The organism is Pelosinus sp. UFO1 (genome assembly GCF_000725345.1).
Classification (GTDB): Bacteria; Bacillota; Negativicutes; order DSM-13327; family DSM-13327; genus Pelosinus.
Map to the genome: position 1 here is coordinate 1,599,373 of NZ_CP008852.1, position 20,716 is coordinate 1,620,088.

Consider the following 20,716-nt stretch of genomic DNA (forward strand, 5'->3'; position numbering starts at 1 on the left):
TATTAACTACATAAATTTTAACGCCTTATTGTGAGCACAATAGCCAGAGGAAATGTATTATGATACAATCCTTATTATGATCTTTACAGGAATATAGGAAAAATGGAATCTGTATTGTATTAATTTTCTATCATGGAGGCCAAGATGAACGACCAAGAAAGGCAAGAAGAAATTCTAAGATTAGAGGAAACCCTCGAAGAAATAAAAAAACAACTTGCGTTAAGCGAGGACAATTGTATAGTGAAACAGTCTGAGCTAAAGGAGACGCTAGAAAACTATTGGGAGAAATGCGGCAGTGATGAAGCGCAGTTGGTTGAAACAGCAAATCGTCAAAGGGCAATCTCTTCCTTGACTCACAGTACTCCTCGTACACTAAGAAAAATGTTGCACTCTCCTTATTTTGGACGTATTGATTTTATTGAAGAAGATGGAAGTGCTACGCCCCAGGAAGAGCAAGTATATGTTGGTATCTCTACTCTAATGAATGAGGAAACTGGTGAATTTCTTATTTATGATTGGCGTGCCCCCGTATCCAGTATGTTTTATGATTTCGGATTAGGTAAGGCTTCCTATGAATGTTCCGAGGGGACTATAGAAGGGAAAATAACCTTAAAACGTCAATATAAAATAACCAACGGTTCTATGCAATATATGTTTAATTCTGATTTAAAAATAGATGATGAAGTTTTACAAGAAATACTGGGTAAAAGTGTTGATGATAAGATGCATACCATCATCAATAGCATTCAGCGTGAACAAAATCAAATCATCCGTGATGCAAACCATCGAGCACTTTTCGTGGAAGGCCCGGCAGGTAGTGGGAAAACTTCTGTAGCCTTACATCGTATTGCTTTCTTGCTCTATCGTGATCGGAATATTCTCAATGAAAAAAATGTCTTAATCCTTTCTCCCAACCACTTATTTAGCGATTATATTTCAAATGTGTTACCGGAAATGGGAGAAGAAAATGTACTGCGCAAGACCTTTTATGACTGTGCCTTAGAATCCATAGCTCAGCTACCTATAAAACTTGAAACTCGCACTTTTCATTTAGAAACCGTATTATCAAATGGGAGCGGCCCAGAACAAGCGTTGCGTGCAGAAAATATCCGTTTTAAATCGTCACGTAATTTTGAACGGATATTGCAGGAGTATATAGAATGGATGCAGTCCAACCTAGTGAATGATTATCCAGCTATTGAGTTCGGCGGGCAAACCATCTTTGCCAAGGAAGAGTGGAAACACTATTACTTGGGAAATCTTGCGAGTATGCCAGTAATTATTCGACTAGAAAAGATAAAACAAGTCATCGAAGACAGAATGCGCCCATTTTTCAAGAAAGTCCGCAAGGAAAAAGAAGCGCAGATCATAGCAAAGGCAGAAGAAGTTGATGAAAATACAATCAAAGCCCTTGCAAGAATAGCTGCTAGGGAAGAATTTAATTCATTTTATGAGAAACTTAATAGATTGACAAAAATAATCCCTTTATCTGAGTATCGGCGGCTATTTAAAGGCAACTGGCTCTTCGCTCGGTCCGAATCCAAGGCTGATTTTCCTAGGGAATGGCAAGCTATTCAAAAACAAACCCTTACTTATATCAACAATGGTATTCTTCCTTACGAAGATATTCCTGGGTTTATATACTTTCAAGGCGCATTGCAAGGTTTTCCTGTAAATCGAGATATAAAGCATTTGATCATCGATGAGGCACAAGATTATACTAGGCAGCAATTCAAAATATTAGTGATTCTCTTTCCTAACTCTACATGGACAGTGGTTGGAGATCCTGCTCAATCTGTGCATCCATTCTTAAATACGGCCAGTTTTAAAGATATGAGCGAAATCATTGGTACGGACAAATCCATTGCCTTTCGGCTGACTCGCAGTTATCGTTCTACGAAAGAGATTCAAGCTTTTTGTCAGGCCATCCTCTCTGATCCAGTAACTGTAGAAGCCATCAATCGTTCAGGAAAATTACCCTCTATCACTCAGATTGAGAAACTTCATGAATTGGTTCCGAATCTAGTTCATACGATAGACAATATACAAAAGGAAGGTTTGCGTTCTATCGCGATTATTTGTAAGAACACCTACCAATCTAGAAAAATCTTTTCTGATCTTAAGGAACAGGTGGATCTTACTCTTGTTATTGACGAAGATGATGCTTTCCATCAAGGAATCGTTGTCATTCCTTCTTATTTGGCCAAAGGGTTAGAATTTGACGCGGTATTGGTTATTAATGTTGATGCTATTAACTACAGTCATAAGGAAGAACGTAATATTCTATATACAATTTGTACACGAACACTCCATCATCTAAGCCTATTTTACTTAGGTAAGCCTTCTCCATTCCTCAGCGAAATGGATGAGAATCTATATGAAATTTTACCAAGTCATAAATAAGAAAAGACTTGGCTTGTGCCAAGTCCTCGGATGCAGGCGGAAGCCTTAGTCGTTCTTACTTGGAATCAAGAAAGTGTTATACTTTCTGATTCCGTAAAAAAGGGGAATCAAATCCCCTTTTTAGAAGTATTGCGAAATTTTCAATTTATGCGATAATTATATAATAACAAAAGGAGGGCTGATTTTGGGTATCTTTTCAAGTTTGTTTTCAAAGAATACAGAAAGCAGTTCAAATGTTCGTAAATGGGTAGCAAGAGAATTAGAGACGATTGATAGGGCGAATCCCGATATTTATGCATTATTTGTAGGACTTATACATAATAGTATTCAGTGTGGTAAACATAATAATCAAAAAGAGGACAAGCAATTACACCAAGTGGCAATACAGTATTTAGGAGATGCAACTATTTTTGAAATTGCTTGTTATACCTACTATCGGGTAGAGGATTGGTTAGCCCAAAACCAACCAAACTATAAGCCTGAGGAAGTGGCTTTACCCATCAAAAACTGGATAGTAGAAAAATTTTATACGACGTTTTATTTAGAGGAAGATTGGGTTCGTCACTTGTTAGAGGAACAGTTAACACGATATAAGGATATCGCAGGTACTGAAAAAAACATTGAAAAATTGCATCTTGAGCTAGAGAAGCGTATTCTAGCGACAAGAGGAGATAAATTTAATAAAGATAATTCTCCTAAAAACCCAGCGAGTGTAGCTATTGACTCTCAGTATATTAAAATCAGCTTGGCGAATTATGAAGAAAATTACATACCAGTAACAATAGAGAGTATAGCGGACTATTGTAAGAAAAACACTAATGAACAATTGATTCAACAACAGAATCAAGCAAAAAAACTTGGAGAAGACCAAGGAGACAAAGATTACTTATATGGCATGGCATTATTGGCGCAGGAAGATTGGGTAAGAGCATGCAAAGCCTTTACAAAAGTATTACTTACGAATCCTAATCACTATGATGCGTTAGTGCAGCGAGGCTTGTTATTCGTTATACAGTACCAACATGTAGATGCGCTGCGTGATTTTACGCGGGCGATTGAGATAAATCCAAATGAGCCTGCCGCCTACCTTCATCGTGGAAAATGCTATCATCGGAACCTTCGGCTAAAAGATAAGTCTTTGGCGGATTATTCCCAAGCAATTACTTTAGCACCCAAGGATGCAAAAGGATATTTTGGACGTGGTGAACTATATGACGACGTAGTATTACAGGACGAAAGACAAGCTGTAACTGATAATGATCAGGAAAAACTTGCTTATGTTTCTGAGGAGTTTTTGGCAGCGATTCATGATTATAGTAAAGTCATTACTTTGGAACCTGAACATGATAGTGCATATGCCAAAAGAGCATTACTTTATGCTAGAAAGGCTCGTGTGAGTAAAAACATTGAGTTTATTGAAAATGCAATCAACGATTTTGAAAGGGCCATAAGTTTGAATTGGGAGCATGGATATTTATATAAGCAGCAAGATGAAATGAAAGAATTATTAGAAGAGCATGCCAGTTATGGCGTATAAGCTTGTCTGCATTGATGTGGATGGGACACTTCTAAATAGTAAGCATAAAATTACAGAAAGAACAAAAGAAGTTATACTAAAAGCGCATAAATTAGGTGTCCATATCGTGATAAGTACGGGGCGAATGTATACTGACGCTGAATATTATTCTAATTTAATTGGTGTAAAATCTCCAGTTATTGCATCAAATGGAGCCTTTATAAAAGAAAAAGATAATGATGTAGTGATTTACAAAGATGTTCTCGGTGAAAGTTTATCGCTAGACTTGCTGGAAATCTTTCGTAAGCATCACATAACGCCTTATTATTGTACGCCACATAGGTTTTATTATGGAAACTTTATGTTTAAGCTTTTTTATTTAGCAACTCAAATATTAGGTACACGCAGTAACAAGCTAGATGTGCAGTATGTTTATTCTTGGGAGCAGTGGAAAAGGATATTGCATGATGAAAAAGAGAACATTGTAAAAAGTGAGATTATATATAAAGATCCAACTTCAATTTATGAACTACGGAATGAGCTAAAGAAAATAGACGAGCTGGAAATTATGGATTCTTCCAAATATAACATTGAGATTACCCGTAAAGGCGTTTCCAAAGGAAAAGCTGTTGAGAGACTCGCTTTACTGTATGGTGTAAAGCGTGAAGAGATAATGACAATAGGCGATAGTCAAAATGATGTATCAATGATCGAATATGCAGGCCTTGGCATTGCGATGGGGAATGCCGAGGACGCAGTAAAGCAAAAAGCCGATTACGTCACGGATTCAAATGACAATGAAGGAGTAGCCAATGCAATAAATAAGTTCATTATAGAGAACTAACTTTAAAGCATAGGCACATTGAAATACAAGTAGAGCTAGGAACATGTTTCCTAGCTCTACTTGTATTTCAATACTTTATTACTATTAATAAACCGAGAAATCATTGTAATAATCGAGGAGGTTAGATTTCAATAAGCTCGTAGGATTTTGTACCAATTCCAATTTTTTCAGCATGATCAACGCAGCTCATCCAATTTGTCTCAGGATGAGTTGCCACGAAGTGATCCTGCTCGTCTTTGGAGGCTTGTTTTTTAACCTGCTCTGCTAGATAGCTTCCAGAAATAATAGGAGCTTGGTTGGCCATATCAGCACAAGCTACATCAAGTGCAACTGGGTCGAAGGAGGCAAACATACCAATGTCAGGAATAATTGGCAGATCATTTTCTGCATGACAATCACAGAAGGGGGCTACATCGATGACTAAGCTAATATGGAAATGGGGTCTATCTTTTAATACAGCCAAAGAATATTCGGCAATTTTCTTGTTGAGGACATCGTTTGATTCATCCCAGGCAGCGCCAATTGCATTAAAATGACAAGTACCGATACATCTGCCACAGCCAACACATTTAGCATAGTCAATCTTAGCCTTTTTATCGGTTATGGTTATGGCGCTGTGAGCACAAATTTTGGCACAGGCCCCACAGCCAACGCAGGCTTTATTTATACGCGGTTTACCATCGCTATGCATTTCCATTTTTCCTGCTCTTGATCCGCAGCCCATTCCAATGTTTTTGAGTGCACCGCCGAAGCCGGTAAGCTCATGACCTTTAAAGTGTGTCAGGCTGATTATAATATCCGCGTCCATAATGGCCTGCCCAATCTTGGCCTCTTTCACATATTCGCCACCTGGCACGGGAACATAAGCCTCATCAGTTCCTTTTAAACCATCGCCAATAATAATTTGACAGCCTGTAGTAAAAGGATTATAGCCGTTTTCATAGGCAGCATCCATATGCTCAAGAGCATCTTTGCGTCTACCTACATAGAGAGTATTGCAATCGGTAAGGAATACTTTTCCGCCCAAACTTTTTACTATATCGGCAATCACTTTTGAATAATTAGGTCTAAGGTAAGCAAGATTGCCTGGCTCACCAAAATGTATTTTAATTGCAGTATATTTACCCGTAAAGTCAATTTGTTCGATTCCAGCTTTTCTAACCAGTTTTTCTAATTTTTGCAGTAAATTCATATTGGCTGTTGCCCGCAGATTGGTAAAATAAACTTTCGATTTTTCCATAATAGCCTCCTCTTATTTTAGCGGCACAATAAGTGCAAAATTTATTTTCCTATTCCTAAATTTTAACTATTATTTACATTCTTTACAATCAAATTTTTTTATAGGCAAATACATTATACACCTTAGAGTAAATAGTTAGTCAAGATTACGGGAAGTTTGTACCTATTTTACCAAAATAGAACTTTTATTTTTGAATTTTGGGCAAACATGATATAATATAATTTATTATGAAATTTCCTGATCAATATTAAGTTTGGATGGTGAAATTGTGAAGATTACATGTAAAGATGTAGCAAATGTCGCGTTATTGTCGCGATTGGAATTTTCCGAAAGTGAACTTGAAACATTTACTGGACAAATGGACGCTATTTTGGAATATGCTGACGTTTTAAATAAGTTGAATGTTGATAATGTACAACCTACGGCTCACGTATTGCCTTTAAAAAATGTGATGCGGGCAGATGAAGCAAAACCCTCATTACCTAGGGAATTAGCCTTGTCGAATGCTCCTGAGCAAGAAGATGGTTATTTTAAAGTACCTAAGGTTATGGAAGGATAAGAGGAGGATAAGCATGGAGTTATTTAAACATACAGCTGGTGAATTACATACGAAACTAGTAACCAAAGAAATCTCAGCTGTAGAATTGACAAAAGCTGTACTAGGCCGGATTGATGCTGTGGAAAAAGATGTTCAGGCTTTTATTACCCAAACTCGTGAGAACGCCTTAGCCCAGGCTCAGGCAGTTGATGATAAAATTGGTCGTGGTGAGAAAATTTCTGTGTTAGCTGGTATTCCCGGCGCACTGAAAGATAATATTTGCACAAAAGGTACAAAAACCACCTGTGCCTCTAAAATTTTAGCGACATTTGTACCTCCCTATAATGCAACAGTTACCGAAAAACTAGCAGCAGAGGATGCTGTGGTTGTCGGTAAAGCCAATATGGATGAATTTGCCATGGGCGGGTCTACAGAAAACTCAGGTTTTTTTCCTACCCATAATCCTTGGGATTTAAGTACTGTACCGGGCGGATCAAGTGGTGGATCGGCAGCGGCTGTTGCTGCAGGACAAGCCGTTTGGGCGTTAGGTTCTGATACGGGGGGATCCATTCGTCAGCCAGCTGCATATTGTGGCGTAGTTGGTCTTAAACCTACTTATGGTCGCGTGTCCCGTTATGGTTTGGTTGCCTATGCTTCCTCTCTTGATCAAATTGGACCGATTACTCGTGATGTTACTGATAGCGCTCATGTAATGAACGTGATTGCTGGTTATGATGCAAAAGATTCTACTTCTATTAATGCAGGAGTGCCCGACTATACGAAATCCTTAGTGAACAATATTAAGGGGTTAAAAATCGGCCTGCCAAAAGAATATTTTGTCTCAGGAATGGATGCGGAAGTAGAAAGAGCGATTAATAAAGCCATTGAACAATTAGTTGCCTTAGGGGCGGAATACAAAGAGATTTCAATGCCGCATACAGAATATGCGTTATCAGCCTACTATATGATTGCTCCAGCAGAAGCTAGTTCTAACTTAGCTCGTTATGACGGCGTAAGTTTTGGACATCGAGTAGAAGGTAATGATATTGTTGAAATGTATAAGAAAACTCGTAGTGAGGCTTTTGGTGCAGAAGTAAAACGCCGCATCATGCTGGGTACCTACGCCTTAAGTTCCGGCTATTATGATGCCTATTATTTAAAAGCATTGAAAGTTCGTACCTTAGTAAAACAGGACTTTGATAAGGCCTTTGAACAGGTCGATGTTTTAATTACCCCAACAGCGCCAACAACGGCCTTTAAATTAGGCGAAAAGGCAAATGACCCTCTAGCTATGTATTTGCAGGATGTTTGCACCATTCCTGTTAACCTGTCAGGAGTACCGGCGATTTCAATCCCTTGTGGCTTTGCTGGCGGCATGCCTATTGGTATGCAGATTATTGGTAAACCACTTGGTGAAGAAACATTACTCCGTGCGGCTTATACTTTTGAACAAAATAACGACTACCACAAGGGCTTTGCAACCCTAGGGGAGGTTAAATAGATGGATTATGAAGTAGTAATCGGTTTAGAAATTCATACAGAGTTAAAGACAAATTCAAAAATTTTCTGCGGGTGTAGTACAAAATTTGGTTCTGACCAAAATACCAATGTTTGTCCAGTATGTTTAGGATTACCTGGGGTATTGCCAGTTATTAACGAAAAAGTAGTAGAATTTGCCATTCGAGCAGGCTTGGCATTGAACTGTGAAATTTTACCTTTCAGTAAGTTCGATCGTAAAAACTACTATTATCCTGACTTGCCGAAAAACTTCCAGACTTCACAGTATGATTTACCCATTGCAGTAAATGGCCATTTGGATATTGAAGTCAATGGAGAAACCAAACGTATTGGCATTACCCGTATTCATATGGAAGAAGATGCTGGAAAGTTAGTACATTCTGGTGCTACTATTAATACTTCTGACTATGCTTTGGTAGATTATAATCGTACAGGTGTACCTTTACTTGAGATTGTTTCGGAACCGGATCTTCGTTCTGCGGAAGAGGCCAAAGCCTATTTAGAAAAGGTAAAGGCTATATTAGAATACTTAGATGTGTCTGATTGCAAAATGGAAGAAGGCAGTTTACGCTGTGATGCTAATATATCACTTCGTCCAAGAGGACAAACCACTCTTGGCACCAAGGCGGAAATCAAGAATCTAAATTCTTTCCGATCGGTGCAACGGGGCTTAGAATATGAAATTGCTCGTCAAGAAGATCTTCTTGATGATGGTGGAAAAGTGATTCAAGAGACACGTACTTGGGATGAGAACAAGGGAATGACAGCTTCTATGCGAAGTAAAGAACAAGCTCATGATTATCGTTACTTGCCAGAGCCAGATCTAGTACCTATCGTAGTAGATCCTGCAAGAGTGGAAGAAATTCGCACAAATCTACCTGAATTGCCAGATGCGCGCAAGCAACGTCTCATGGATGCCTATGGTTTATCAGAGTATGATGCCAACGTTATTACCGCGAGTAAGTCTATGGCTGATTATTTTGATCAAAGCGTACAGGCTAATGGAGATGCAAAAACAGTAGCCAATTGGTTGATGGGTGAAGTATCAAAACATCTAAATAATGAAGGCATTAGCATTTTAGAATGTCCTGTTTCCCCAGAACAATTGACAGAATTACTGGCTTTAATCGAGAAAGGCACTATTTCTAATAAAATAGCAAAAGCTGTATTTGAAGAAATGTGGGCCAGTCGTAAAGCTCCAGAAGTTATTGTCAAGGAAAAAGGTTTGGTACAGATTTCAGATACTAGCGAAATTGTTGCCATCGTTGATGGTGTAATTGCTGCGAATCCTCAGTCTGTAGCCGACTTTAAAGCAGGTAAGGATAAAGCCATCGGGTTCTTAGTCGGACAAATTATGAAACAAACTAAAGGTCGAGCTAATCCAGATATGGTAAATAGCTTATTACGGGAAAGATTATAAAATAAGAGAGAAAGTAGCTTTCGTGTCAACAAGACATGGAAGCTATTTTTTGTTTAAAAATTTCCAAGGATGAAAGATAAGTTGGACGTGCATAATGGTATTAATATGTCTTGTCTATAAAAGAGGTAAAAATATGATATATGATAAAGTTCCTTGGAATCTTAAGGCAGTTTTGTCAATTCATATATTACGATTGTTAGTAGGTTTGCTATTAGTAAGAGTACTTTACCCTCTAATTTTTGTGGTTACGCCTTTTGTAGTGGAAATAACAGACCGGGTAGTAGTATTAATACTAGTTTATTTGACGGTACGCAGTTGTAATGGGAATTTCCGTAGTTTAGGATTTTCATTGGAAAATATTACAGCAAATGTAGTACAAGGTCTATTGGTTGGTTTTTTATTGTTAGGAGTAAGTGTTTTTAGTGAGAAACTATATACAACTGTTCTTTTTGTAACACCTAGTCCGCATCCATTACTGGTACAAGTAGAAAACGCTGCTTCCTGGCGAGATTTAGCGATACCGTTATTCCTAGCGGGTGTTTTGGCGCCTTTAACGGAAGAAATACTGTATCGATTATTTACCTTTTTACCTATGAAAGAACGTTGGGGTTTTTGGGGTGGAGCCATAGCTAGTTCCTTAATATTTGCGCTCATGCACTTTAATCTCTATTGGCTGGGTGAAATGATTGTTGTGGGAGTCGGTTTATCATTTGTTTATTACTGGACAGGATCACTGATTAGCGCAATCATTGCTCATTCTGTAATTAATACATCAAAAATTTTACTGTTGTTTTGGGGTATATCATTTATATAAAAGGGAGATGAAAGGTATGCCGAAGTGTCAATTTTGTGGTAATATGAAAAGTTTTGGTGCAAGTAAGATCCCGCCGTCAGCTACCTGTGCCAATGGCCCGATTTCAGGAATTATAGGAGAATTTAATCAAGAAAAGGAACTGATATTTATGCATAGTTCAGGTGCTACAAAAGCCATTATCAATGCAGTAAGTCAGAATCCGCAAGAATTTTTTGACGTGTGTGTTCGCTGCGGAGAAACTTCTATAGCTTGGGATGATTATGCATAATCGCCGATAGAAGAACTTGGTAAAGGTAAAAGGGGTTTTAACCAAACAAGTCGAAGTGATAACTATTAAAATGTGAAAAAGGGGAGCGGTACGATGACCAAATATCCTGAACTGCCAGTAGATAAGCTCCGTTTTACCTGTGATGAAACTTTATTTAATTTTGAAACTACAGCCAGTATATCTCCTCTTGATGTAATGATTGGTCAAAAACGTGCAGTTAAGGCTGTTGAATTTGGTTTGTTTGCTAAAAACCAAGGATACAATATATTTATCTCTGGATTGGTGGGCACTGGAAAAATCACTTATGCGAAATCGGCTGTGGCTAAAGTTGCTCAAGAACAACAGACTCCAGGTGATTGGTGCTATGTAAATAATTTTAAGAACAGTAGCCAACCAATTGCCTTATTATTGCCACCAGGTTTGGGACATGTCTTTTGTAAGGATATAGAAGGTCTAATTGAAGATATTAAAACAGAAGTAGGAAAAGTTTTTAGTAGTGATGATTATGAAAGTGCAAAAAATGAAACAATCAAATCATTTCAAGAAAGACGTACTGTTATCATCGATTCCTTTAATCAAAAAGCTAGTGAATACGGTATCTTGCCTCAGTGGTCAACGACAGGTTTTGTTGGCATGCCAATGAAGGATGGCAAAACCCTTTCCCCTGAAGAATTTCAGTCGCTAGAAAAAGAGGAAAGAGAAGCTACAGAAAAAAAACTACTCTCTGTTCATGAAAAAGCTATGGAAGTAATTCGGCGTATGCAAGACTTAGAACGGGAAATGCGCGAGGAAATCCGCAAACTGGATGGAAAAGTAGGTCTGTATGCTGCTGGTAACATGATTGATGAAGTTCGGCAAAAATACCAAGAACATAGTGCAGTTGTCGAATATTTAGAAGCGATCAAAGCCGATGTTGTAAAAAATATTAGTGATTTTAAAGCCAATACGGGAGAAGATGACCAAAGCAATCCTTTTGCTTTTCTCAAAAAGAATACCCAAGATTCTATTAAGGATAAATATAAGGTCAATTTATTAGTGGATAATCGAGAGCTTACAGGTGCTCCTGTTATTGTAGAATCAAATCCAACCTATTATAACTTAGTAGGCCGAGTGGAGTACGAAACTCGTATGGGGATGGTAAGTACTGATTATACAATGATCAAAGCGGGGGCACTGCATAAAGCCAATGGTGGCTATCTTATTTTGAATGCCCGAGATGTGTTAACCAACATGGGGGCATGGGAAGCTTTAAAGCGGATTATAAAAACGCAAAAGTTATATGTAGAAAATCTTAGCGAACAATATGGTATGGTAGCTATGGCTACTCTTAAACCACAAGCTGTACCTATCGATGTAAAAGTAATTTTGATTGGTAATCCATACTTGTACTATCTAATGTATAACTATGATGAAGATTTTGGTAAACTATTTAAAATTCACGCTGATTTTGATACGCAAATGGATAGCAACGAAGATAATGTTCAAAAAATGGCAGGTTTTATCAGCTCAGCCATTGAAACAAAAGAGTTAAAACATTTTGACCGCTCTGCCGTGGCTAGAATGGTAGAGTATTCATGTCGCTTGGCTGGAAGTCAAAAAAAATTAACGACTCGCTTTAGTGAAGTCGTCAAAATTTTATGTGAAGCTGATATTTGGGCTACTATGGATAAGAGTGATATTGTATCAGGGAAACATGTGAAACAAGCCATCGAAGAAAAAAGATATCGGTCAAATAAATATGAAGAACACTTGCAGGAAATGATTGCTGATGGTAAACTCATGATTGACACAAAAGACAGAAAGGTTGGTCAAGTGAACGGTTTGGCTGTTATGTCTGTTGGAGAGTATATGTTTGGTAAACCTTCGCGGATCACCGCCAATACCTATATGGGTAAAGGTGGTATTGTGAATATCGAGCGGGAAACCAAAATGAGCGGTACAAGCCATAGCAAAGGTGTATTAATTTTAAGTGGTTATATCGGGCAAAAATATGCTCAGGAGTATCCTTTAGCTCTTACAGCAAGCTTAACATTTGAACAATTGTATGGCGGCGTAGATGGGGATAGTGCTTCTAGTACTGAATTATATGCGCTACTATCAAGCTTATCGGGTGTTCCTATAAAGCAATCGATTGCGATTACTGGATCTGTGAATCAAAAAGGGGAAGTGCAGCCTATTGGCGGCGTTACAGAAAAAATCGAAGGATTTTTTAGTGTATGTAAGATTAAAGGCTTAACTGGTGAACAAGGTGTTATGATTCCTCATCAGAATGTGGATGAATTGGCTTTAAATGATGAAGTAATTGAAGCGGTAAGTCAAGGAAAGTTTCATATCTATGCGGTCAAGACAATTGATCAAGGGATAGAAATTTTGACAGACGTACCAGCAGGTGAGATCCAAGAGGACAGCACCTATCCTTCTGGTAGTATACATTACTTAGTCAACCAGCAATTGAAAGAATATACTGATCGCCTTATTAAATTAAGTAAAGCGGCGGAAGAAAGCAAAGCTCAATAATCCCTGCTATAAATAGAAGGGTGCCTTAGTTGGCACCCTTTGTTTCTATGATGAAGGGCATCTGTTTTGTAAAGTTATAAGTAGAAAGGTGATAATAAGTGGAAAAACAAATACAACCTGTAACAAGAAATAATACATATACATTTGATATTGTTAGTTTAGGCCATAGTGGTGAAGGTGTAGGAAAATATGAAGGTTTTACTGTCTTTGTACCCTATGGTTTACCAGGCGAAACAGTAGAAGTTGTAATTACAGAAGTGAAAAAGAGCTATGCCAAAGGTAAATTAAAAAGGGTAGTAAAAGCGGCAACCATGCGGTGTCAACCTAAATGCCCTATTTATTATCAATGTGGCGGTTGCCAATTACAGCATGTTGATTATAAAGAACAGCTTGCTTTAAAACGACAAACTGTAGTAGATGCTGTTACTCGTATTGGGAAACTGGCAGAGGTGGTAATTCATCCTACCATCGGTGCAGAAGATTCTTGGTATTATCGTAATAAGATGCAATTTCCTATTGGTACGGTTCAGGGGAAAATTGCCGTAGGCTGTTTTGCTCAAGGAACTCATAATATTATTAATACAGAGCATTGCTTTATTCAGCATGAGGCTAATAATCTTGTTGCCCAGACTGTGCAGCAAATCATAACAGAACTAGGAATTAGTACGTATGATGAGCGTACAGGGCGCGGAATTATGCGTCATGTATTAGGGCGGGTGGGAACAGCTACTGATGAAGTAATGGTAGTGTTGGTAACGGCAACCTATGAATTGCCGCACCAAGAGAAGATTATCGCAGCATTACGCCAAAGAATCCCTAATCTAGTAAGCATTGTACAAAATATAAACACCAATCGGACGAATGTGATTCTAGGTAATCGTACAAAAACATTATGGGGAGAAAATTCGATAACGGATAGACTCGGCGAATTCATTTTTCACATTTCACCTCGATCCTTCTTCCAGGTCAACACGAAGCAAGCAGAAGTGTTATATAATAAAGCCGTAGAATATGCTGGATTGTCTGGACATGAAACGGTTATTGATGCATATTGTGGCACTGGTACCATCACCTTATTTTTAGCGAAACATGCGAAAAAAGTGTATGGTATTGAAATCGTGGAACCAGCGATTCGTGATGCACGTCATAATGCAGAGATCAATCAGGTAGATAATGTAGAATTTATTACAGGGGATATGGTTGACGTAATGCCACAAATGTCTAAGGACGGGATTCGTCCTCATACCATTGTTGTCGATCCACCACGGGCGGGTTGTGATAAGAATGTATTAGAAACCTTCGCATCTGTGAATCCTGAGCGTATCGTCTATGTATCTTGTAATCCTTCCTCCCTAGCAAGGGACTTGGCTATCCTAGAAGAATACGGGTATAAAACAAAAGAAATTCAGCCAGTTGATATGTTTTCGCATACTTATCATGTGGAGTCAGTTGCATTGATAGAGCGGGAGTAGGCTGATTTCAAAGGGGGCGTGGGGTTATGGGTAATTTCATAGATGTGTTTTATGTTCGCTTAGATTTCGATCTAGGCGATATTTTTTTAGGGGGTGTCGTACTGTTACACGAAAATATATAAATACACGAAATTAGGGGGATATTTGCAAAAAAAGTATCGTGAATTTGGGGAAAACGACACCCCTGTGAATAGTAGCATGGAATGCCGTGTCGGAATATTATGTAATAACTCAATAGAATTAATTGGAGAGGCTTGCAAAAGGGGAAACGAAGGTTATTGACTTTATTGCTTCCAAGGGAACCAGCGTCAGCTTTACTCGCAAAATAGAGTCGCTTGTTGACCAGGACATTCGCGTCAACTCAGTAGCTCTAGGGGCGGCGTGGACTCCCTTGACGGTGAGCACATATCTTCCGAGGCGGCCGTTTTCAGGACGGCTACTCCTCTGGAGCGGTGCCCTGTTAATCTTTCGAAATTGCTCCTGCGTTTGTGTACCTGGCATCCGATGAATCGGTTTTTGTGACTGGTCAGGTGATGCACGCAAAGGGGGGCCTAATCCGTTACTGTTACTTCAAATCGCATCTTCAGAGGCGATTCATGACGGATACTATTGCGTATAAAACTATGCGAGGAAAGGAGACTCCTCATGAGCTATACAACTAGAAATGGTCAACCTCAGGGAATAACCTATTATTTCACCAATAAAATTCGGGAAGCAATGATTGCCGAAATTATCGCTATCAATGGTTATGCCGAGCATATCGCCAATTCAAATATGGAAGAAATCAATGCCGCGTGGAAAAGTATCATGGGAGATGAAAAAAAACACTATGGTATGTTTCTTACGCTGCTTCGCGCGTATGACCCTAATCAATATGAGAAATATCAGGAAGACAAATGCTTGAAATATGGGCCTAAAACCCCTATGCAGACATATAAACCCAGCTATGATACACAGATTATCCTCAATAATTTAAGACAAGACATAAAGGGCGAACTGGAAGCCGTCATTCTCTATGAACAAGAATTTGCAGACATTCCTTGTGACGATATCCGCCGTGTATTCTATACGATAGCGACTGAAGAAAAGGGCCATCTCGAACATTTAACCCAACTGCTATTAAAATATGATACAGATAAATATGGGTCTCTGGATTAGATATAATGCACGCTTTAAATACCGGATGCCTTTTCATTAGGAATGAAGATTTGATAGTGATAGATGTGTTGGCGGACAAAGTTTAGTCTAAAGGTCTAGGAAATTGGTTCTGATGCGAAATTTTTACAAAGTCAAAGATGCTTCCTTTCACAGAAGATCAAGCTACGATAACCATGATCTTATTTAGAAAAGCAGAAAGACGGCTGATTTCAAAGGGTTCGTGGGTTTAAGGTAATTTTATATATGTACTTTATATTCGCCTAGAACTTATATTTAGGCGATTTTTTTTAGGGAGTGTTGTACAGTTACACGAAAATAAACTTTTATACGAAAATAGAAGGAGTTTGGCATAAAAGTATTGGAGGATAGGGTAAACGACACCTTGTAAAATTTGAAAGTTTGTGTATACAATTCACATCTGATTGATCGCCGGTTTTAAGGCAATCCATTACATGTCACTGGTGCCATGTTTCCCAAGGTTACGTTGTGTAAATTGGTGCTATATACCACCTTGAATAATAAGCATGTCTACATATGATGGCTCTAGGTAGGATATACTAAGGGGAAAATTAGGATGTGATAATAATGGAAATATTATCCCCTATAAACTCAGCAGAAGGAACCCCGGGCTTGATTTTAGCTAAATTACAGCCGGAGAATATGGAGACGCCATTAAGCGTATTGAATACTTGGGTTGTGCCTAACGAACTATTTTATATCCGTAATCACTTTTCATATCCAAGCATAGATTTATCAACTTGGTTTTTAACCTTAGGTGGTCAAGTGAATCATCAACTAACTTTAAACTATGAACAGTTGAAAAAGATGCCTCAAGTTTCTAAGCATATTACTTTTGAGTGTGCTGGAAACAAACGTTCTTTTTTGCAACCTCCAGTTTCAGGAGAGCAATATGGTATAGGGGCCGTTGGCAACGCCAAATGGACTGGAGTTCCTTTAAGCTATCTCTTGGATCAGGCTGGAATAAACGAGGGAGTAAAGGATCTTGTCTTTACTGGAGCTGATTCCGGTCAGCGGCCGGACATGTCAGGAGATTTTAATTACCAGAGGAGTCTGCCATTTAAGAAAGACTTACTATCCGAGTGCATTCTAGCATTGCAGATGAATGATCAGCCACTTCCCTTTAAACACGGCGCACCAGTCCGACTGGTCGTACCGGGATGGTATGCTATGGCAAATGTTAAATGGCTGACCAGTATTTCGGCATCTCTCGAACTTTTTAAAGGGCCATTCCAGGCAGTTGATTATGTTTATCTTGAACGGGAAGATGATTATCAAAATGCCTCTCCTGTCACAGAGATGAAAGTTAACTCTGTAATCACATGGCCATCAAAGGGCGAAGTCCTAAAACCAGGAGTCTACAATATCAAAGGATTGGCCTGGACCGGAAAAGGGAGAATCACGAAAGTAAGTGTGAGTACTGACGATGGAACAAATTGGGCAGATGCGATGCTAACAAGCCCTGAACATCAACAGTATACATGGACTTTTTGGGAATATACTTGGACGGTAAACTCCCCGGGTCATTATTCGATCATGGCTAAAGCGGAAGATTCTGAAGGGAATCAGCAACCTAGAATTTCTCCCTGGAATGCAAAAGGCTATGGAAACAATATGATGCATCAAGTGCCTGTGTCTATTCCTGGTACTCCAGTACTTCACTAGTGTAATAATTGATTCCGTGCGAAAATTGTACAAAGTCAAAGAGAACCTATCTTCACTAGAATATTAAGCTGAAATACCCATAATTTTATGTAAGACCTCAACCTCAGAGAGGGCAGATTGAATTTCTTCAACCTGCCCCTTTCTAATCATATCTATGGCTTCAATTCCGCAAATTGTTTTCACGGTAGTTTTAAAGCTGCCAAACCCTCAAAATGAAACTGAAAATAGGGGTGTCGAAATTATAAACTATCCGTGTAATGGTATCAACTCCCCATCACAACACATGTTGAGTCAGTTGCGTTGATAGAGCGGAAATAGGCTGATTTCAAAGGAATTTTTAATATGTGTGTTTTATGTTTGCCTAGACTTCGGTTTAGGCATTTTTCTTTAGGGGTGTCGCGGAAGGTAGGAAATTCGTATAAAAGTACGTACAAATTCTCTCTATCTTCCTCCCCAATATATATGTTGCAGCAAAAAAAACTGCAACGTTAAAAAACGTTACAGACCTTAGTATCAGTTATAAACTTATGAAGATACACGAAGACGAGTTTTGCATAATCCCTTCGCTTTTGAAAAGTCTATTTTTAAGCTAAATTTTTATTGTAAAGACCGCCGCGTAATTTGTAGACAATAGGTTCAAATGCGACTCCGCGTTCAAAAGCATCTTCTATGTCATTGCTGACAATCATTGCATCCCGTACAAAATGTGCTGCACTTTCTACGCTTTCTTTTAGAGTGTAACCACTGACAACACCAGCTGTAAGTACGCTGGTGAAAAGATCCCCTGTACCATGCATGTGGTATGGGAGTAGATCAACTGCTACTTCAAAGTAGGAATGATCTTCGCTCATTGCGCAGTTATACAAGGAGTTTCCTCGAACGACACCTGTTAATACCACCTTTTTAGCGCCCATTTCAATGATTTCAGCGCAGAGTTTGCGAGAGGTGTCACTATCAACTTCTCCGTCTACATAATCCCTGCCTGTAAGGATATAAGCTTCAGTAAGGTTTGGAGTAACGATATCAGCAATTGAAGCAAGATCCCGCATCGTATTGCACATTGCTGGTGTATAAGTTTTAATAATTACGCCATTATCGCCCATTACAGGGTCGACTATTTTTAATGAGCAGTTGAAATCCAGCATAAAGTTTTTAACGATTTGGATTTGCTCTGCCGAACCCAAGAATCCACTATAAGCACAATCAGTCTTAAAACCAATTTCTTTCCAGTGATTTACAATTTCATCCATTTGCGGAGTAAAGTCAAAGAATTTGAACCCAGGCAAAAGAGTATTCGTAGATAACACTGCAGTGGGAAGAGGGCAAACCTCGATTCCAGCCGCCGATATTACTGGAATGGCCACTGTAAGTGAGCATTTACCATACCCGGACATATCGTGGATTGCCACAACTCTTGCAAGTTTTTGTTTCATATTAAAATCATCCTCCAGTATTTTTTTTTATTACGTTTAGATAGCGAGAAAGAGATCATTATGTAACTTAGGGGTTTCAAAAATCGCAATTATATTATACAATAAATTTGGTGCTTTTGAAATATACAGAAAGCGTAATTTTAGTAGGTACAGTTTAAAGAGGTTATCTAAAAATGGTAGATTGTGATTTCGAATCAAAATTGTCATTACAGTGATTGGTATTGACTAGAGTAGGCATTATTGCCACTGTGAGTCAAGTGTTGGCAGATTGTAATATCAATAATCCATTAACCATACCACTACCGTGGGTATCAACCTGTAGGATTGCAGCTCTGGAGATTGCATCAAATATGCACCAAGATTTATGCTAAAATAGCAAAAAAAATTAGAAGTTAGAAAAGGTAGGAGAACTAGTATGAAACAACAATCTTTCAATCAAACTAAACAACTGGTCTATGCAGCATTGGGCATTGCCCTCGTTTTTGTTTGCACCGTATTTGTAAATATTCGTCTTCCCATTGCCTCCAATGGCGGTTTAGTTCATTTGGGGAATGTGCCCCTTTTTATTATCGCCATTCTTTATGGACGCCGGTTTGGCGCTTTGGCGGGAGGAATCGGCATGGCTCTTTTTGATGTGGTGGGCGGCTGGTTTTTATGGGCTCCCTTTACGCTGGTCATTGTCGGTCTCATGGGGTATACGATCGGCGCTATCTGCGAAAAGCACCGGACCCTGCCGGCTTATGTCCTGGCCTTGGCGGCGGCTTGTCTCATTAAGGTGGTTGGTTATTATGGCGCCGAAGGAATTATTTACGGCAATTGGCTGGCACCGATGGCATCGATTCCCGGTAATCTTGTTCAGATCGGCGTGGCGGCAGTTATCGTGTTGCCTGTTTTGGCCAAGTTGAGAAAGAATGTGCCTGTTTCTTCATGGGCAAGAGGCCACAAATAAAAAAGATTATGCCCCCGGGTATGGTTATGCTGATACCATCCGATTTGTTTGGAAGGGAAACACCTTCTTAAGCATTTCCCTCGGCACAGCCTGTTATATGATTTTAATTCGCACGATTAAACAGAACTATCTGGTGGTACACATCTGTCTTAGCTAGAAGACTAAGACACTAGTGATGATAGCTCAACAGCCATATAGTGTATGATTGGCTAATGAATAATTAGTGCAAATAATAAAGATCGTTCTGGGATAACCTGTGGGAGAGATCTCTTACAGGTTATTTTATTGGCAAAACAGTGTATCGAGTTGAAAATTCTAGGGGAAATTGTGGCGGATTTGCAGAGTTGTGGATCAGTGAGTGGAACTTCTGTCCAAGTAGTTAACCAAACTTCGCCGTTACATATATCACCCTATATAATTCTGCAAAGTTATGCATAATATGCAAAACCCGTGCCTTGTAAGGTTTGTAGAGCGTAAAATTAAACAATCAAATAGTAAGGGATGTGAGTCAACATGAAAAAATTTGAACAAATTAACAAGCACATGAACGCTAATAAAACTGAACCTATTAATAAAAAATCAACAATTGATTTTCTGCCAGTAAGTAAATTTCTCCACCACATAGGGAAAAGTTATGATGATGAGGTTATTGTAAAATTCTTTGCCAGTAATAATATCACTCTTAAAGATTTTTATAGAGTTGGCGCCTGCGATGAAGTTTGCGTTTGCGGTAAGAATGATCGGTTAGTTTGGCGTAATGATTTTATGTATTACGACATCTTAAATAAATGCCTTATAAATGTTGAAGATGATGAAGAGTTAGAAGATTCTCCAGAATTAGAACAGATTGATTTTGCTGTATATGTTTGCCCAGAGTGTGGGGCATGGTCAACTTTAATTTCTTGAAATCCCTTATTTTATAATTCTTAACAGGAGAAGCATG

16 protein-coding genes are annotated in these 20,716 nt (G+C 38.7%); 14 read left to right on the top strand and 2 right to left on the bottom strand.

What is annotated here, in order from left to right; translation table 11 throughout:
* Positions 1-144 precede the first annotated feature (144 nt).
* From helD to UFO1_RS07210, 3 genes are all read left to right on the top strand, one after another.
* Positions 145-2,403 carry an RNA polymerase recycling motor HelD gene (gene helD, locus UFO1_RS07200; protein WP_038669685.1) on the top strand — a complete coding sequence of 753 codons (2,259 nt, stop codon included), beginning with the start codon at positions 145-147 and terminating at the stop codon, positions 2,401-2,403.
* A gap of 184 nt (positions 2,404-2,587) precedes the next feature.
* On the top strand, positions 2,588-3,940 hold the full coding sequence (locus UFO1_RS07205) for a tetratricopeptide repeat protein (RefSeq protein WP_038669687.1): 1,353 nt from the start codon (positions 2,588-2,590) through the stop codon (positions 3,938-3,940).
* Positions 3,930-4,763, top strand: coding sequence for a Cof-type HAD-IIB family hydrolase (locus UFO1_RS07210; protein ID WP_038669689.1), 834 nt, complete (start codon positions 3,930-3,932; stop codon positions 4,761-4,763). Before UFO1_RS07205 ends, UFO1_RS07210 begins: the two co-directional genes overlap by 11 nt.
* A 121-nt stretch (positions 4,764-4,884) precedes the next feature.
* On the opposite strand, the gene UFO1_RS07215 is transcribed toward UFO1_RS07210, so the two are convergent.
* Positions 4,885-6,003, bottom strand: coding sequence for a DUF362 domain-containing protein (locus UFO1_RS07215; RefSeq protein ID WP_038669691.1), 1,119 nt, complete (start codon positions 6,001-6,003; stop codon positions 4,885-4,887).
* A 268-nt stretch (positions 6,004-6,271) separates the two neighbouring features.
* On the opposite strand from UFO1_RS07215, the gene gatC reads away from it, so the two are divergent.
* The 9 genes from gatC to UFO1_RS07260 all read left to right on the top strand — a co-directional run bounded on the left by gatC (position 6,272) and on the right by UFO1_RS07260 (position 17,391).
* A complete protein-coding gene (gatC, locus tag UFO1_RS07220) occupies positions 6,272-6,562 on the top strand; it encodes an Asp-tRNA(Asn)/Glu-tRNA(Gln) amidotransferase subunit GatC (protein WP_038669693.1) in 291 nt (96 codons plus the stop codon).
* Positions 6,563-6,575: 13 nt separating this feature from the next.
* On the top strand, positions 6,576-8,042 hold the full coding sequence (gene gatA, locus UFO1_RS07225; protein ID WP_038669694.1) for an Asp-tRNA(Asn)/Glu-tRNA(Gln) amidotransferase subunit GatA: 1,467 nt from the start codon (positions 6,576-6,578) through the stop codon (positions 8,040-8,042).
* On the top strand, positions 8,043-9,479 hold the full coding sequence (gatB, locus tag UFO1_RS07230; RefSeq protein WP_038669696.1) for an Asp-tRNA(Asn)/Glu-tRNA(Gln) amidotransferase subunit GatB: 1,437 nt from the start codon (positions 8,043-8,045) through the stop codon (positions 9,477-9,479).
* A 133-nt stretch (positions 9,480-9,612) separates the two neighbouring features.
* Positions 9,613-10,293, top strand: a complete 681-nt coding sequence (locus UFO1_RS07235) for a CPBP family intramembrane glutamic endopeptidase (protein WP_038669698.1) — start codon at positions 9,613-9,615, stop codon at positions 10,291-10,293.
* Positions 10,294-10,309: 16 nt separating this feature from the next.
* Positions 10,310-10,561: a hypothetical protein gene (locus UFO1_RS07240; RefSeq protein ID WP_038669700.1), complete on the top strand. Its 252-nt coding sequence runs from the start codon at positions 10,310-10,312 to the stop codon at positions 10,559-10,561.
* Between the two features lie 93 nt (positions 10,562-10,654).
* Complete coding sequence (locus tag UFO1_RS07245; protein ID WP_038669702.1) at positions 10,655-13,078, top strand: Lon protease family protein; 2,424 nt, start codon at positions 10,655-10,657, stop codon at positions 13,076-13,078.
* A gap of 98 nt (positions 13,079-13,176) precedes the next feature.
* Entirely contained in the window at positions 13,177-14,550 is a 1,374-nt protein-coding gene (rlmD, locus tag UFO1_RS07250; RefSeq protein ID WP_038669704.1) for a 23S rRNA (uracil(1939)-C(5))-methyltransferase RlmD, read from the top strand.
* A gap of 645 nt (positions 14,551-15,195) precedes the next feature.
* Complete coding sequence (locus UFO1_RS07255) at positions 15,196-15,708, top strand: ferritin family protein (RefSeq protein ID WP_038669706.1); 513 nt, start codon at positions 15,196-15,198, stop codon at positions 15,706-15,708.
* Positions 15,709-16,293: 585 nt separating this feature from the next.
* Positions 16,294-17,391 (top strand): sulfite oxidase, encoded by a 1,098-nt coding sequence (locus UFO1_RS07260; RefSeq protein ID WP_038669708.1) that lies wholly within the window; start codon positions 16,294-16,296, stop codon positions 17,389-17,391.
* A 584-nt stretch (positions 17,392-17,975) separates the two neighbouring features.
* Here UFO1_RS07260 and UFO1_RS07265 read toward each other — a convergent pair.
* Positions 17,976-18,824, bottom strand: a complete 849-nt coding sequence (locus UFO1_RS07265) for a pyridoxamine kinase (protein ID WP_038669710.1) — start codon at positions 18,822-18,824, stop codon at positions 17,976-17,978.
* A 415-nt stretch (positions 18,825-19,239) separates the two neighbouring features.
* Between UFO1_RS07265 and UFO1_RS07270 the strand changes: the two genes are divergently transcribed.
* Both UFO1_RS07270 and UFO1_RS07275 read left to right on the top strand, forming a co-directional pair.
* The gene (locus tag UFO1_RS07270) at positions 19,240-19,773 is read left to right on the top strand and encodes an ECF transporter S component (protein WP_038669712.1); all 534 of its coding nucleotides are present in this window, start codon (positions 19,240-19,242) and stop codon (positions 19,771-19,773) included.
* Between the two features lie 513 nt (positions 19,774-20,286).
* Positions 20,287-20,679 (top strand): hypothetical protein, encoded by a 393-nt coding sequence (locus UFO1_RS07275; protein ID WP_038669713.1) that lies wholly within the window; start codon positions 20,287-20,289, stop codon positions 20,677-20,679.
* The last annotated feature ends 37 nt before the right edge of the window (positions 20,680-20,716 follow it).

Coding starts and splice junctions, on each gene's coding strand:
- helD (WP_038669685.1), top strand. CDS start 145: ATGAACGACCAAGAAAGGCAAGAAGAAATTCTAAGATTAGAGGAAACC.
- UFO1_RS07210 (WP_038669689.1), top strand. CDS start 3,930: ATGGCGTATAAGCTTGTCTGCATTGATGTGGATGGGACACTTCTAAAT.
- UFO1_RS07215 (WP_038669691.1), bottom strand. CDS start 6,003: ATGGAAAAATCGAAAGTTTATTTTACCAATCTGCGGGCAACAGCCAAT.
- gatA (WP_038669694.1), top strand. CDS start 6,576: ATGGAGTTATTTAAACATACAGCTGGTGAATTACATACGAAACTAGTA.
- gatB (WP_038669696.1), top strand. CDS start 8,043: ATGGATTATGAAGTAGTAATCGGTTTAGAAATTCATACAGAGTTAAAG.
- UFO1_RS07235 (WP_038669698.1), top strand. CDS start 9,613: ATGATATATGATAAAGTTCCTTGGAATCTTAAGGCAGTTTTGTCAATT.
- UFO1_RS07240 (WP_038669700.1), top strand. CDS start 10,310: ATGCCGAAGTGTCAATTTTGTGGTAATATGAAAAGTTTTGGTGCAAGT.
- UFO1_RS07245 (WP_038669702.1), top strand. CDS start 10,655: ATGACCAAATATCCTGAACTGCCAGTAGATAAGCTCCGTTTTACCTGT.
- UFO1_RS07255 (WP_038669706.1), top strand. CDS start 15,196: ATGAGCTATACAACTAGAAATGGTCAACCTCAGGGAATAACCTATTAT.
- UFO1_RS07260 (WP_038669708.1), top strand. CDS start 16,294: ATGGAAATATTATCCCCTATAAACTCAGCAGAAGGAACCCCGGGCTTG.
- UFO1_RS07265 (WP_038669710.1), bottom strand. CDS start 18,824: ATGAAACAAAAACTTGCAAGAGTTGTGGCAATCCACGATATGTCCGGG.
- UFO1_RS07270 (WP_038669712.1), top strand. CDS start 19,240: ATGAAACAACAATCTTTCAATCAAACTAAACAACTGGTCTATGCAGCA.
- UFO1_RS07275 (WP_038669713.1), top strand. CDS start 20,287: ATGAAAAAATTTGAACAAATTAACAAGCACATGAACGCTAATAAAACT.